Raw genomic sequence first — 15,309 nt, 5'->3', positions numbered from 1 at the left:
GCCTGAAAATTCATCGTTTTGGGCCTTTGCCCGTCAAGATAGCCACACGTTTTCAAAGCGGAACACAAAATACCCCTTTATATCGAGAGACATTCATCAGGATACAAAGGGGTTCGTATTTGAGTCAGGCAACGGATGCAAGTCCGCCCCCTGACTTATTTATTTGGATTAGCATTACTGCATATAAATTAAGTTGTCTGTAGATCCAAAACTCCACGATAGATCGTGTCGAACAGATCTTCCAGTCCGGATTCTTCAATACAGGAGAAGGCGATTCGCAGATCCGCCTCACCCAGCGCAATCGTACCGACGCCGTATTTCTGTAGCAAATGGGTCCGGAGCTGCTCTGCGCCGACATCCTTCAGCTTCAGGCACATGAAGTAACCGGAGTTGAACGGATAGTAATCCCATACCTCACCGTATTTACCGCTATCGAGGATGGATTTTACTTTGTTGGCGCGGCCTTTCATGATTTCAAACTTCTCCAGCTTCTGTGCTTCGAACTCAGGTGCTTTCAGCGCATCCAATACAAAAGTTTGGGAAGGATGCGGACCACTGGAGATGGTTGCCCGGATAATACCGAGTGTTTTTTGCTCCAGAGCATGGAGAACTGCAGCATCTTCATGGGCGTACGTGATGAATCCAACGCGGAAGCCCCATACGAATTCTTCCTTCGTGGCACCGTCAACTTTAACAGTTAACACACGTGGGTGGAGGTTCGCCAGTTTGCCAAACAGGGATTCGTGAATGGAATCTTCGAAGAAGAGACCAAAGTAGGCATCATCTGTCACAGCAACGACGTTCACACCAGCCTCAGCCGCTTGATGGATCGTATCCACGATTGCATCTGCTTCTTCGGCTCCAGGCGTATAACCTGTCGGGTTGTTCGGGAAGTTCAGCAGCACGATGGCTTTGCCTTTGTCCTTCTGCGCAAGCAACGCTTCGAGCAGGCCAGCACTGTTGAAGTTCAATTGATCATCGAACAGGGGATAATGAACTAACTCGCCATGACGACGAATTCCGAAGGTCAGCTCATAATTTTCCCAGTTTTTATCCGGATATATAACAGCGTCCCCTTCTTCGGCGAACAGGTCGGCTACGATACTCAGTCCATGAGTTAATGCGTTAGTCACAATGGGGTTACCAAATGTTTTACCTTCAAGGGAAGGTGTTTCCTTCAGCATCTTGTCTCTCCATACGGTCCGCAACTCAGGCTTCCCTGCAGGCGGAGCATAAGGGTACAAATCTTTCGGTTGGTATGCGGACAGCTTATCCTGAATAACAGCTAGGTGCATCGGCACACCGCCCTCCAGAGCAATACCAATCGTAGCATTGTAGGTTTTGGCCAGACTTGCTGCTTCAGCAGACTGACTCAAGATACCTTCTTTTGGAAAATAGATTTCTTTGCCGAGCTGCGACAGCATGGAGTAGACGTGACTGCTGCCTGCCTGAATACTTTCGTTCAACTGTTCAGCCAGTGGATTCATTCTTTTCATCCTTCCAAGTCTTTGGGATTCAACTGCCTAACATTATAACACCTTGCCTTGCCCCCGTCACGGAAATTACGCATAATGACAGTTTTATCACTTCACCGCGTTGTTGCGGGTGTTTTTGAGTGAGGTTAATGTTACTTCTCCCGATTGATTATACTATGGAAAATGAATGTTATTTCTGATGGAAAGGACAATATTTCCGCATCATTTCGGCAGTTTCTGCATCTCGTCCTTCGTTACGCTGTTCCAGTTCGCCGCTAATATGGTCAAAGCGTTCAGCAGAGAGGTTCTGTCCAAATTTGAACTTGGCACTGATCCGTTCAGGAACAATGCGAACCACAGCAACGGCTTTGAGATTACCCTTGTAGCGGGGATCAGCTGCATCAATGGGAACATATCCGCCCTGCGGCTGGAGTTTCTCCATAAAGCGTTGAAGAACCTGGCCCTTAACGTCCAGATCCTGAACCGGCTCTGCCTGTCCGAATGCCATTACACTTTTGAAAAAAGAAGTTGCCGGACAAGCTAATTCGGGATCACTGAAATAAGATGGAATCAGGGAAAACTCTTCTGCCACGGTAAAACTGACGGAGGAATCCTGCTTGATCTGTTTCATTTTCTCTCCGGCAAGACTGCCATGGAAATAAAAACAACCGTCCATATATACGAAGTTTAGCGGTGTTACCCGTGGCTGCCCGTCCGGACTAACCGTTCCCAGAAAACCAAAGGAGCATTGGTCCAGAAATGTTATCATCTCCTGTTCTTTATCTACATTGAATTCTTTTCTTCTCATCGGTGTTCCCCCTTGAATAGCATGTGGATTAAATCGCTGTACCTTAGCCATAACAATAGAACTTGCATTGACATATAAAAAGATCCAATTTACATTCACTTTAATAGACCAATTTATTTGGAAAAAGAGGTGCACGATGGAATTGTGGCTGCCTATGGATTCATACGTGGTTCAACACCGTTACAAATACGAGGCATTGTACCATGCTTTGCGTGACGCCATTCATGCAGGGACGCTGGTTGGAGGCACAAGACTGCCTTCCACTCGAGAGTTGGCACGTCAATATGAAATGTCACGCGGCTCCGTGGCACAGGTATATGACATGCTGCTGGCTGATGGTTACGTGCGAGCGCATAGGGGAAGAGGGACTTTTGTTTCGGACACCATAACAGCACAGGACCATGCAGAGCAGGAGGCAATGATTCAACTTTCTCCATGGGGAGAGCGGTTGAGTACGCTGAATATTCAGAATGAAAAGGAAAAACCGTCAGCCATTGACCGGGAGCAACGGGTCATCAACTTCCATGTACAGCGTATGCCTGCCGAGCATTTCCCACAAGCGGAATGGAAAAGTGCGCTGGCCGCCGTTCATCGGAGCGGATCGCATGAACGAAGTGGTGCTGCTGGAGACCTTGAACTGCGTGAGGCCATCGCATCACATCTGAGGTGGACACGGGGCATTCAGGCTGAGGCATCACAGATCGTACTGTTTAGTGGTTCCATGCAGGGCATCACTTTGATAGCACAGCTGCTTATCCCTGAGGGGGCCGCTGTTGTATTGGAAAACCCGGGATATCAGGGAATTGCTCATGCCGTTAAGTCCTGCGGAGGAAAGATTATTCCAGCGGAAGTAGATACCGGGGGGATTATTCCGCAGTCCTGGGAAGCACAGACGTTATTTGTGACACCTACCCGCCAGTTTCCTACAGGGGCTGTCCTTGGTCTGGACAGACGGAGAGCCATACTTGAATGGGCCTCGGAGCGAAATGCCGTCATTATTGAAGATGATTATGATAGTGAATTTCGCTGGGGAGGTAGGCCGATTGAACCGCTCAAAGTACTCGATCGTGAACAACGGGTCATTTATGTCGGATCGTTCTCACAAACGATGGTTGCATCCTTCCGGCTTGGTTACGCGGTTCTGCCACCCAGTCTGGTGCAGCCACTGATCGCTGCAAAAGCACTGTACGAACCTGTACCTCCTGCCCTTCTGGAGCAGCGTGCACTTGCGAAGTTTATGGCCCGAGGAGGGTATTTGCGCCATCTAAGACGGTTAACCCGTCTCTATGGGGAACGGCATGCTTTTTTTGTCAGTGAGATGAAGCAGGAATTACCGCAACCTTTCATCATGCAGCCTGGGGATGCTGGATTGCATATTTATGCTACGTGGAAAGGGGATATTGACAGTTACGAGCGGTTCAAGGCACTGGCTCAGGAAGAAGGTGTCGTATTCCGTGATGCGGTTCGTTATTGGCTGACTCCAGGTCCGCCGGCTGTGTGTTTTGGCTTTGCACATCTGGAGAAAGAGGAGATTGAAGAGGGGATAAGGCGAATGCGGTTAGCATGGGAGAAGTGCACATTTTCGTTTCGGTGAATTCCGCTGTATAATGGAATAAGACGTTTCGCTCCAGCAGGAGCAGAAATATATAAACACATATCGCATCATTTTTGATGCAGTATGCAAAAGAGATTAACTTTCAAGGGGGAGTGGCGACATGCTGCAGGCATCGCCGTCATCTTTTGTTATTTTGCCCGCCGTCGCCAAAATTGTCTGCGAACCGGGATGGAAGTGGCAGAAGCGGGAAAAACCGATGCAAAACTATGACTTATTTTATGTATGGAGTGGTGAAGGGACCGTTGTGCTGAATGACCGGTCGTATGAAGTTGGCAAGGGTAGTTGTTTTCTGTTCAGGCCAGGCGATCATCCTACTGCAACACATAATAAGCAAAAACCGTTGGTACTAACGTATATTCATTTTGATGTAGATATACCCGTTAATGATGTTCCCCAGTCCTATCGTGAGGTACTGGAAACGGTGGAATTCGAGCACTTGCTGGCTCGTTATGTAAGACTGTTCCTATCCGATGTATATGGGCGGGATGAGGAGAGCCGACTGATTCTGAAACAGCTGATGATTCATTTGCTGCGTGCAGATACAGAAGCTCCTGTGGAGAAAAAGGTGAGCAACCAGTTGTCCGATGTCATACAGGAGGTAGCTAACTATGTACGCCAACATCCGGGGATAACACATCGCGTGGAAGACCTCGCTGCAAGGGCTGGATTATCGCCGCGATACTTCTCGATCAAGTTCAAGGAATTGATTGGTTCGTCCGTGCAATCCTATATCATTCGCATGCGCATTGAGCGGGCTGAGCATCTGTTGGTGCATACCGGCATGAATGTGACCGAAGTGGCAGATGCCCTGGGGTACCGCGATATCTTTTTCTTCAGTCGTCAGTTCAAGCAGTATACCGGCAAAAGTCCGTCCGAGATTCGTTAGGGCCTCTCTGTCCGGTAGAATATGGTAACGTTTCAATTCCGGGAAGCAGGGGTAAGTATGTAGCATTCCAGACGATCGAAAGGGGGAACTTGTGATGAACGGAAAACGTCGGGTCCGCAACCGGGGATGCTCTATCAGGGGCTTTAATATTTTCCGGAACCGCCTGCGCCGCTCCAAACCGGCAGAGGAAATGCAGGACGTATGGTTTTAAGGAATGGTCAGAAAACCAATATGACGAAGCTTAGCTTCGTATTGCATGTATACATGGAATGGGAACGGTAATCATCCTGACTTCTACATAGCTCTGAAGCGGATAATCGGATTCTCTGATCGGCAAAAGGTACTCATAGCCTGGACACTTTACCCTAAAAGGTGTTCCGGCTGTGAGTACCTTTTTATATTTATTTTTTTATATAGGCCAAAGTTCTGTGTAATCTGTTTCTTGAGATCAGAAATTAAAAAAGATGACTCCTGTTATTCAGGAATCATCTGCGTATTGCTCAATGGATTGGTTTTAACCGACCGAGCAATTCTCCCATTTTGACGGAGTCGCCAGGCTGCAAGCCTGGGTCCGGTTCGAATGTACCGCTCTGTGTTAACAGTACGACGGTGGAACCGAATTCAAAATATGCGAGATCATCGCCTTGTGCCCATGAACTTACATCCGCACCAGCGTACTGTATGCTGCTCACATTCATTGCGCCTACTTTCACGACAGCAACTTCTCCATAATCATGAGCAATATACGTAATGAGCCGTTCGTTCCGACTCAGCACCGATTTCATATGGGTCAGACCAAAATCATTTACGGGATAAACCTTGCCCTTAATATGTTCACTCTCAATGCGGCGACCGCTAACAGGAGCATGAATGCGGTGATAGTCGCGTGGGCTGAGATACAGGACAAAGGCATAACCGTGCTTGTACTTCTCCAGATGTGGTGAGTGGTTTAATAATTCAGCAAGTGTATAATTTTGTCCCTTAACATTCAGGAGCGTTCCAGCAGATACAGGACCGGCTGCCGTGATTTTGGCATCGACCGGACTGATCAGTGCATGTTCTGAAAGTTCAAGCGGGCGCATGCCCGGTTTAAGTTTACGGGTAAAGAAATCATTCAATGAACGATATTCCTTCCAGTCTTTCTCAGCTTCCTGAACAGGGATGTCGTAGGTCCGGACAAAATAAGGGATAAATGCCTTGCTTCCCCGGCTCTTGGAGAAGGCTCCCACAGTCCGGGAGATCCATTTGCGAGAAGAAAGCTCGGTCATTAACCGCAACAGCGTTTTTGCCATGAATATCCCCCTTAGGGTTAGTGCGAACTTCAAGGCCGGCAGGGCCGGCCGTTCTGCATAATATTGACACAGAATGCCCACGAAATCAATATAGGCCGCGATCATACGTCTGGGGTTGCCTTGGTATGCGCGAATTCTGCTCCAGCAGCAGACGTCCATAAGCCATCGGCTGCCGGTAGCTGGCTTTCCAAGTCTCCGTCATTCCGGCCTTGCGGAAACCGTAGCGCTGATCCCTTCCGTTGCATTCGATAAAATAAATCTGGCCCTTCTCTGTGATCCCCAGATCAAGTCCGAGGTCCGCAAGATGAGGCAGGCTCGAAGCCAGCGTCCGTGCGATTCGGAGCCCGACAGACCGGATTCTGTTCTCCAGTTCAAGTGCATGCCAGTCGGTTGCCTGCAAGTCAAGAGCTTCAGCCAGCGTCATGACTTTGCTGCCTTGGGCGATATTCGTGACAAACGTATGCGCCGGAGCCACCTTGGCGAATATGCCTGTGATCGCCCACAATCCGTCACTTCCTCGTTGCACGGATACCCGCAGATCTACAGGTCTTCCCTCAAAACGAACCAGAGGTATGCGTTCTTCAATGAGATAGGCATGCCGGAAAATACGGCGCAGGGTGGCTGATGGCAGTTGTCCCTTATTCAGTCGAAAGGTGGCCCATCCCTTGCGTGAAGTCCTTGTCTCACATGTCAGTTTCCATTGACCGTCCTTTTGGAATATCCGCATAATGCCGTGACCGATGCTTCCGCTGCATGGCTTGATTACCAGATCATCGTAATGTTCCATCATATATGCCAAAGAATCAGGTGTAGCTTTGACCGCACGGGGGAGATGTTGCCTGAGACCGGGGTCCTGATAAAGCATCTCGTGAATGTGGTCTTTGCGGTATCGATTGCGGACATTGTAAACCTGTATGCCCTGCAACAGCAGTTTGGTCACCTGATGCTGCTCCGAACGGCGAAGCTGGAGAGCCCGGTTATGAATAACGGAGGGCAATGGCATCCTTTGACGAACGTATATACCCTCTTTTTTTACATAAGCCATACAGGTTTTGTTGTCCGAATCCACGTCTTCCAGCCGCAAAAAACAAGGGGTTAATCCATAACAGGCCGCTGCCTGTTCAACATTCGCGAGTGATTCCTGACCCGTCCTTCCAGCCGGTATCCCCCGGTACATGCGTGAATCGAACAGAATACCGATCGTTTCTTGTAGCATGACCGTTCCTCCTTCAATGTTATCGCGACCATGGATCGTCCATCCATGGAATGCCGGCCTGTCACCGCATGGTTGGACATCACGATAACGCAGACCGGAATCATGATGCTTCGATATGCATCAAAGAGTGCTCTTTCCAGCCCTTTGCATCATATGGATTTATGCAAATGGCTTACATGATATCGTATGACATCTCTGGGGTAGGGGCGTGGACAGCCGCCTTACATAAGTGAACGGGTACAGCCTATTTCAATAGGGACAGCTCGATCATTCATACCTTGAAGCTTGTGCAGCGATGAAAATGTAACCCACCAAAGTCATGAATTACAGTGGCAGATGCCCATACTGACGCATAAGATGCCGGAGACGAACGTTAGAGGAAGGAGCTAGCTGTATGAGTAAAAAAGGCAATAAGAAGGTTCCTACGCCAAAACTGCGGCATGTGAGTCCTAAATTTAAGGAACTGGATCTGACCAATCGACGGTCAGACACAATGGACTCAGGTTTCACTTCGAATAGGGAAGAACGCTTGAATACAAATAAACGGAATTCGAAGGCCATTCAGGCATCAGAAGAATTCCTATCCGAATCAATGGAGCTACCTGCTTCAACGAACGAGCTGGAAGACCTGGAGATCGTAACCAAAGCCATCAAACCGGAACCCGTAGAGTCTGATAGCGAGAAAGTCGTCGAGACGCAAGATATCCTGGAAAAGCAGATTCAGGTCAGCAGCGTGGCTCCGCTTGTTTTGGAAGAAGAGCTGGGTATCAACAAGCAAGAAACAGCAAGCAGGGACCGGTTGCAGATCCTGAACCAGAACCAGATGCCTGGTCATACCGGACACTATATCTACACGGACGACTTGAGTGAATTTGCTGTTACGGAGAGCAAACTGGCTCCTTTCTCTGTGGATGCCTCCAAGCTGAAACCGGATGCGGTCGGCAGTGAAGCATTGCAGGATTATGCGGTGACCAGCATACACATAGCAGACGGGGCCATTGTTTCAGCGAAACTTGCGGAAGCGTCTGTATCTGAGGAGCACCTGATTGACGGCTCTGTGTCTGGTCATAAAATACGAAATGCTTCTATTGCAGGTGAGAAAATCAGAGATGGCAGCATTACTTCTCAGAAGCTTGGCAACCAGGTCATCGATTCGGCCAAAATTGCCGACGGTTCCATCGGCACAAGACATCTCAGCCGCATGCTGGTAACGGAAGAATTAATCAAGAATCATGCCGTAACTGGAGACAAGATTGCGATTAGCGGGGTGGATACAAGACATCTCACGGGGGGAGCTGTGAATACCTCCAAACTGGCTGACGATGCAGTGACTACATCCAAAATTCGGGAAGCTGCTGTCACAGGCAGCAAAATCGAAGAACTATCCATCGAGTCTCACCATATTCAGGCATGTGCTGTTAAACAGACACATCTGGCAGAAGGGTCTGTCGGTCGTTCACAACTATTAAATGGCAGTATTGGAAGTGACCAGATAGAGGATGGGTCCATACAAACAAGACATTTAGCTGAGGGTTCACTAAGTGGAAGACATCTCTTGGACGGTTCAATCGGATCAAGCCAGATTCGCGCTCATTCTGTTGGCAAGGAGCAGATTGGCAATGGAGAAGTGGGCAGTGAGCATTTGACGGAAGGTGCAGTAACCAGCAGCAAACTGGCAGACCAGTCTGTGGGAACAGCAAAATTGCTGGAGCAGTCCATTACGGCATCCAAGATCTCTGATCAGAGCGTCATTTCTTCCAAAATTGCGGATGAAGCCGTACAAGGTAAACATCTTGCCAAAGGGTCCATTCGTGCGGAACACATTGCGAATCGGGGAATTACACCGGTACATGTGGACAATTCTGCAATTCACTCCATTCACATTGCAAGTGGGAGCATCGAGGCAACTCATCTATCTACCGCAAGTGTGTCCGGAGATGCTCTCGCAGACGACGTGGTGTGTGAGCGGCATCTTGCAGAGTCGGCCGTGGGTACGTATGAATTGCAGGATGCTGCCGTTACAGACGTTAAACTCGCGGATGGAAGTGTGACAACAGAAAAGCTTGGAACGGCATCGGTGAGTAGCAGAGCGCTTGCCCCGGGAAGTGTTATATCCTCGCATCTTGCGAGTGGTGGAGTCACAGGTACACATCTGGCTCCAGGCAGCGTGGGTTCCGAGGCTCTGAGACCTTATGCAGTGAAATCGGAACATCTGACAGAACATGCCGTAGGTGTGCCTCATCTTCAGCCAGGCAGTGTTGAAACGGATGCGATTGCACGGGCCGCGGTCACAACAGATAAATTGGCTATTGATAGTGTAACTTCAGCCCAGCTGGCTGGCGGGTCCATTTTTCCGCCTCATCTAACAGATCATGCGGTTACCTCCCCCAAGCTTTCACCAGAGAGTGTTGCCACAGATAAACTGGCGGATTTTGCTGTCACGTCAGCTAAACTGGCAGACGGCAGCGTGACTTCTTCCAAGATTATGGCAGAGAGCATTAACGCCAAACATATTCCATCAGGAACCATTCGCGGATATCACCTGAAGCAGCATGCCGTTTCCTTGGAACATTTGTCGGAAGAAATACGCTCGCCGGAATTATTCGCTGATGGCAGTATTACCGGCAACAAACTTCGGCATGACTCCATAAGTGCGGACCATTTGACAGCAGACTCGGTATCGGGGACAGAACTACAACAGGCTGCTGTAGGTAGCGAGCACTTGCAGCCATCCGTTGTACAATCCGTCCATCTGGCTGAAGGCAGCGTGAAATCTGACCATTTGGGAACTCAAGTAGTTAGCTCACAGCATCTGAAGGCAGACATCATTCATGAGGAGCATATTGCTGAACAGGTGGTCACATCGCATCACTTGGCACCTGGATCTGTTGAAACAGACCATCTGGCACCTTTATCCATTACAGCGGCTCATCTTCAGCCAGGTTTAATTAGTGGTTTGCATCTTCAGGCAGAGTCGACAAGTGCTGTTCATCTGCAGCAAGGAGCTGTGCATTCCCGTCATATTCAAGATGGTGAGATTCTTCCTCATCATATCCATGAACGCAGCATCGGAACGTCTCATCTGGAAGAAGAAGCGGTAAGTACGATTATATTGCAGGATGAATCTGTAACACGCTCCAAACTAGCAACTGGTAGTGTGGATGGCAGTAAATTAGCCGCAGGAACCGTATCGGCTACTCACATTGCTAATGAAAGTGTGCAGACCCGTCATATCCAAGAAGGAGCAATCCTTGCTGATCATATTCAAGAGTGCAGTATTGGCTCAGTTCATCTGGATGAGGAGTCTGTAAGTGCGGTTCATTTGCAAAATGGATCTGTAACAAGTGCCAAACTGGCGGATGGCAGTATAAACGGCAGCAAATTGCTTGAAGGAACCGTATCGGGGATTCATATTGCGTCCGAAAGCGTGCAATCCGAGCATATTCAGGCAGACGCCATTCATGCTGACCATATTCAGGAGCGGAGCATCGGCACAACCCATCTGGAGGAGGAAGCAGTAAGTGCGATTCACCTGCAAAATGGGTCTGTCATCAGTGCCAAACTGGCCGACGGCAGTGTAACCGGCAGCAAGTTGATCGAAGATGCGGTGTCGGGAATCCATATCGCCTCTGAAAGTGTGCAATCCCGCCATATCCAGGCAGGAGTAATCCTTGCTGACCATATTCAGGAGCACAGCATTGGCATGCTTCACTTGGAACAGGAAGCAGTAAGTGCCATTCATCTGCAAAATGGATCTGTAACAAGTACCAAGTTGGCCGACGGCAGTGTAACCGGCAGCAAGTTGCTTGAAGGAGCAGTATCGGATATCCACATTGCAGACGATAGTGTGCAATCCCGTCATATTCAAGAGGGAACAATCCTTGCTAATCATATTCAAGAGCGAAGCATCGGCACAGCACATTTGGAAGAGGAATCGGTAAGTGCCATTCATTTGCAAAATGGATCTGTAACGAGTGCCAAACTGGCGGATAGCAGTATAACCGGCAGCAAGTTACTCGAAGGTACGGTATCCGGGATTCATATCGCATCGGAAAGTGTGCAATCCGAGCATATTCAGGCAGGAGCCATTCAAGCTGATCATATTCAGGAGCGAAGCATAGGCACAACCCATCTGGAAGAGGAAGCAGTAAGTGCGGTTCATCTGCAAAATGGGTCCGTAACGAGTGCTAAATTAGCTGACGGTAGCATTAGCGGCAGCAAATTGCTCGAAGATGCTGTATTGGGGAGCCATATCGCGTCGGAAAGTGTGCAAACTCGCCATATCCAGGCAGGAGCGATCCTTGCTGATCATATTCAGGAGCATAGCATTGGTACGTCCCATCTGGAGGAGGAAGTAATAAGTGCGGTTCATCTGCAAAATGGGTCCGTAACGAGTGCCAAACTGGCCGATGGCAGTGTGAGCAGCAGCAAACTGCTTGAAGATGCGGTGTCGGATGTCCATATTGCCAATGGAAGTGTGCAATCCAGTCATATCCAAGAGAGAGCCATCCATGCTGACCATATTCAAGAGCGAAGCATTGGAATCTCCCACCTCAAAGCGGAATCGGTCAGTTCGATTCATCTGCACAATGGTTCCATAACAAGTGCCAAAATGGCTGACGGCAGTGTAAACGGTAATAAATTGCTTGAAGGTGCGGTATCGGCTATCCACATAGCAGACAAAAGTGTGCAATCTCGGCATATTCAGGATGGAACGATTCTTGCTGATCATATTCAGGAACGCAGTATTCGCACAACCCATCTGGAAGAGGAAGCAGTAAGCGGGATCCATCTACAGAATGGGTCCGTCACAAGTGCCAAATTGGCCGATGGCAGCGTGAACGGCAGCAAACTGAGTGAGCAGAGTATTACCTCTAATCATTTGAATGCGGGGATTGTAGGTCCGGCGCATTTGAGCGAAGAGATATGGAATGCGATTCGTCAGTTCAGTGGAGAAACGCTGGAACAACTGGCAGCTATCAAAAGACAAGAGGGATTGCTTCAAGCAGGAAGTGAGGCAGTACCGCCATCACAGCCGGCAATTGTCGTGGAACCCTCAAGTGTCGATCTGAAGGAAACGCAGTTTATCCAGACGTCGGGTCAGGAGCTGGGGCAACAACAAGAGCATCCATCGCAAGCTAACCAGCTTGGAGATTCATTGACGACAGCTGGCACGGTCCAGCCACAGCTACCGCTACCACAGCCTGAATTTTCACATGAGATCGATGGAATTAAGGAGTTCAAGCTGAGGGAGCAAGCAGTTAAGCAGGAGCATTTGAGTGATGGAGCTGTTGGAAGCAGCCAGTTGCAGCATGGAGCTGTGGGTCCTGAACACCTGTCATTCCAGCCCGTACGAAGTGTCAGCCGTCAGCCTGTGGTGCAGCAGTTCGGTATGGAGGCCTTTATATTGCCTGAGGATGAACAGTGCGTGGAAGTAACGGTAGCCTTTGAGGAGTCGTTTATATCGGAGCATTATGTGATTGTAGCCATGTGTAATGATCGGGGATTCCAGGTGTCGCTCCTCTCCCAGAGTGAGGATGAAGCCGTACTGGAAGTGTCACGAACTACGGGCTCCACACACACCTATGGATTATTGTCATGGATTGCCGCTGGGCCTTCCGTGTAAGAATGCGAGATCATGTGTCCTCATTCAAGACATCTGTAGACGAATGATTTCACATGTTTAAATAGACAAAAGCGGTTCCCGGATATGTCCGGGACACCGCTTTTTTTCATATATAAGCTTGCTCCGTTCGGACGATGAGGGGTGCCTGAACGATTTAATATGAGTTCAACAACGAATGATTCTTACAGTCCTACAGCTTGATAAGCTTTGGTAATTGCAGTAGCTTCAGCCGAAGTCGCACCGTACAGATCTTTAGCGGCTTGGATTGTCGCTGTTTTGGCAGCAGCAAATTTGGATGTAGGTGTCAGATAGTTCACGAGTGTGCTGTAGAAGATTTGAATGGCTTTATCACGCCCGATCCCTGTTACAGTGACACCATTATGTGTACCGCCTTGAGCTGCAAGATAGTACGCTTTGTTAATGATACCGCTGTTGGTATGAACGCCTCCGTTGTCCGCTGTTCCAGTATAACGGTCAGCGTATTTGTCAGGTTGTCCATACAATGTAGGGTTGGATAGGGAGCGTAGTGCATCACCTGCAATGTTAGGGGTGTAGACATCGTCGCCAAGCAACCAGTTTTTGCTTTGGATCGTATTTCCGAAAATATCAGCGAAGGCTTCATTTAATGCACCTGGCTCATTGCGGTACTCCAGATTGGCTGTATACTCAATGACACCGTGAGTCAATTCGTGGCCTACTACATCCAGATCACCAGATAGTGAACGGAAAGTCGTTCCATCACCGTCACCAAATACAATCTGTACTCCGTTCCAGAATGCATTATTGTAGTTGGAGCCATAATGCACAGTGGATTTAATGAGCAAACCGTTGCCATTAATACCGTTGCGGTTGAATTTGTTTTTGTAGAAATCATACGTGGCAGCAGCATGGGCGTGGGCATCTACGCCAGCACGATCAGTCCATACGTTATCGGAATCTGTCAGGAGTGTACCTGGAATGGAGGAACCATTGTTTGCAGTGTAAGTTTCAATCCCATTGCCGCGAGTGGTATCTTTCAGTTGGAAGGTACTGCCGGATTGGGTGGTTGTAAGGGTTTTGGTATCACCAAGTACACCTGTACCTGTTCCTGTTGCGAAGTTGATGAGGTCATATTGAGATACGATACTGCCGTCAACGGCATTCACGAAATATTTGGTACGTAATGGGGCGGGATCCAGCACATTGACTTCCGTAATGTAAACAAGGTAGGTTTGGTCATCTTCCTCGTTGTGGTAAATGTTTAGTTCCGCTTCAGGGGTTTTCTGTGGTTCGCCAAGCTCTCCAACGCGGGAAGTGGCTTCTTCCGATGCAATCTTGATCGCATCTTCTGCACTGATTTCAGCGACACCGTCATTAGGGATGGCTTGTTCTTCAATCGGTGGGAGATCTCCAAGTGCGGATGAAACCTGGCCTGTTTTGTCTAGGTGGATCGTTTGCTCGGCACCGTAGACTGGAATTCCCTTAATGTACTGCTTCAGGCGGAAGTGTCTTACACCAGAGGTGTCCGTAGTTCTTTTAATAATTTTGAGTTGGGATTTCACGTCGGAATTCAGGAATTGTTCCTGTTGTCCAAGGAAATTAAAGATTGTTTCGTCAGAACCGCTGTTCAACGGGATACCCTCCTCAGAGGCATAAGGGGCCTGCAATGGAATGGACTGATCAGACAATGGAGCTGCAGCAGCAGAAGATACGGAAGCGAGCAAAAGAGCTCCTCCAAGAATTGTTGGCATAACTTTAGCAAATTTCATAGTAAACTCTCCCATTCTCAATATGATTTTTTTGGAAAACACATAATTATGCCAATCTCGGTTGGAGTTCCGTCTGCAACTTGGGCAGCGCGGAGTGTGGGGCTGAATCTGAAACGTGGAATATGACAAGAAACGATAAGGAACAAAGTCGGCAGATCCTGTATGCCTGTGGTTGGGCGTGTCAAAGGAGTACCGTTTATCCGGTTCAGCCATGAGGCTTAATCGTTCATTGTGGTTCCTCTTTCAGAAGCCAGGGGTCTTGTCCACTTGCGAAGCAGAAGATGTTCTTACGGAGCCGGGGTGTTCGTTCCGGGTTCACATAATAGAGCCTGAACTACGTATTGAACGGCATCACTCCTCTCAAGGTACATGCAACAGAGCAAAAACAGCCTCTTGTATCATCCTGTACGCATAATTAACCCCAGGTCAATTAACAGGAATGAAAAAAGATCACTAAGGAACATTCGTTCCTCATTAGGATTTTTTTGTCAATCCACTGCTTGCAACGTATATTATCACAATGTAAAAGTTTGGAAAAGATGCAATTTTAAATTTTTTTAAAAATTGTGTCTGAAGTAGGGGAGCCGTAGCATATTTCGCATATTTTGACGAATTCTGTCTAAATAAATGGATTGACTGAGCC

At 48.5% G+C, this 15,309-nt stretch carries 8 protein-coding genes; 3 read left to right on the top strand and 5 right to left on the bottom strand.

Going from position 1 to position 15,309, the window contains the following annotated elements:
* Positions 1-188: 188 nt before the first annotated feature.
* Together A6049_RS18390 and A6049_RS18385 are read right to left on the bottom strand one after the other, a co-directional pair.
* The gene (locus tag A6049_RS18390) at positions 189-1,487 is read right to left on the bottom strand and encodes an aminotransferase class I/II-fold pyridoxal phosphate-dependent enzyme (RefSeq protein ID WP_063566077.1); all 1,299 of its coding nucleotides are present in this window, start codon (positions 1,485-1,487) and stop codon (positions 189-191) included.
* A 178-nt stretch (positions 1,488-1,665) separates the two neighbouring features.
* Entirely contained in the window at positions 1,666-2,283 is a 618-nt protein-coding gene (locus tag A6049_RS18385) for a pyridoxamine 5'-phosphate oxidase family protein (protein WP_063566076.1), read from the bottom strand.
* Between the two features lie 136 nt (positions 2,284-2,419).
* Here A6049_RS18385 and pdxR point away from each other — a divergent pair, with 136 nt between their 5' ends.
* The gene (pdxR, locus tag A6049_RS18380; protein WP_063566075.1) at positions 2,420-3,877 is read left to right on the top strand and encodes a MocR-like pyridoxine biosynthesis transcription factor PdxR; all 1,458 of its coding nucleotides are present in this window, start codon (positions 2,420-2,422) and stop codon (positions 3,875-3,877) included.
* A 121-nt stretch (positions 3,878-3,998) separates the two neighbouring features.
* Positions 3,999-4,784, top strand: a complete 786-nt coding sequence (locus A6049_RS18375) for a helix-turn-helix domain-containing protein (RefSeq protein ID WP_053783204.1) — start codon at positions 3,999-4,001, stop codon at positions 4,782-4,784.
* A 500-nt stretch (positions 4,785-5,284) separates the two neighbouring features.
* Here the strand turns inward: A6049_RS18375 and asd are convergent, their stop codons facing one another.
* Together asd and A6049_RS18365 are read right to left on the bottom strand one after the other, a co-directional pair.
* A complete protein-coding gene (gene asd / locus A6049_RS18370; protein ID WP_063566074.1) occupies positions 5,285-6,076 on the bottom strand; it encodes an archaetidylserine decarboxylase in 792 nt (263 codons plus the stop codon).
* Positions 6,077-6,161: 85 nt separating this feature from the next.
* Positions 6,162-7,292, bottom strand: coding sequence for a YheC/YheD family endospore coat-associated protein (locus A6049_RS18365; protein ID WP_063566073.1), 1,131 nt, complete (start codon positions 7,290-7,292; stop codon positions 6,162-6,164).
* A gap of 394 nt (positions 7,293-7,686) precedes the next feature.
* Here A6049_RS18365 and A6049_RS18360 point away from each other — a divergent pair, with 394 nt between their 5' ends.
* A complete protein-coding gene (locus A6049_RS18360) occupies positions 7,687-12,918 on the top strand; it encodes a WIAG-tail domain (protein WP_063566072.1) in 5,232 nt (1,743 codons plus the stop codon).
* A 182-nt stretch (positions 12,919-13,100) separates the two neighbouring features.
* Here the strand turns inward: A6049_RS18360 and A6049_RS18355 are convergent, their stop codons facing one another.
* Entirely contained in the window at positions 13,101-14,666 is a 1,566-nt protein-coding gene (locus tag A6049_RS18355) for a M4 family metallopeptidase (RefSeq protein ID WP_063566071.1), read from the bottom strand.
* Positions 14,667-15,309 lie beyond the last annotated feature (643 nt).

This window comes from Paenibacillus sp. O199 (assembly GCF_001636635.1).
GTDB lineage: Bacteria > Bacillota > Bacilli > Paenibacillales > Paenibacillaceae > Paenibacillus > Paenibacillus marchantiae.
This window is presented reverse-complemented; position numbering and strand designations above follow the sequence as displayed.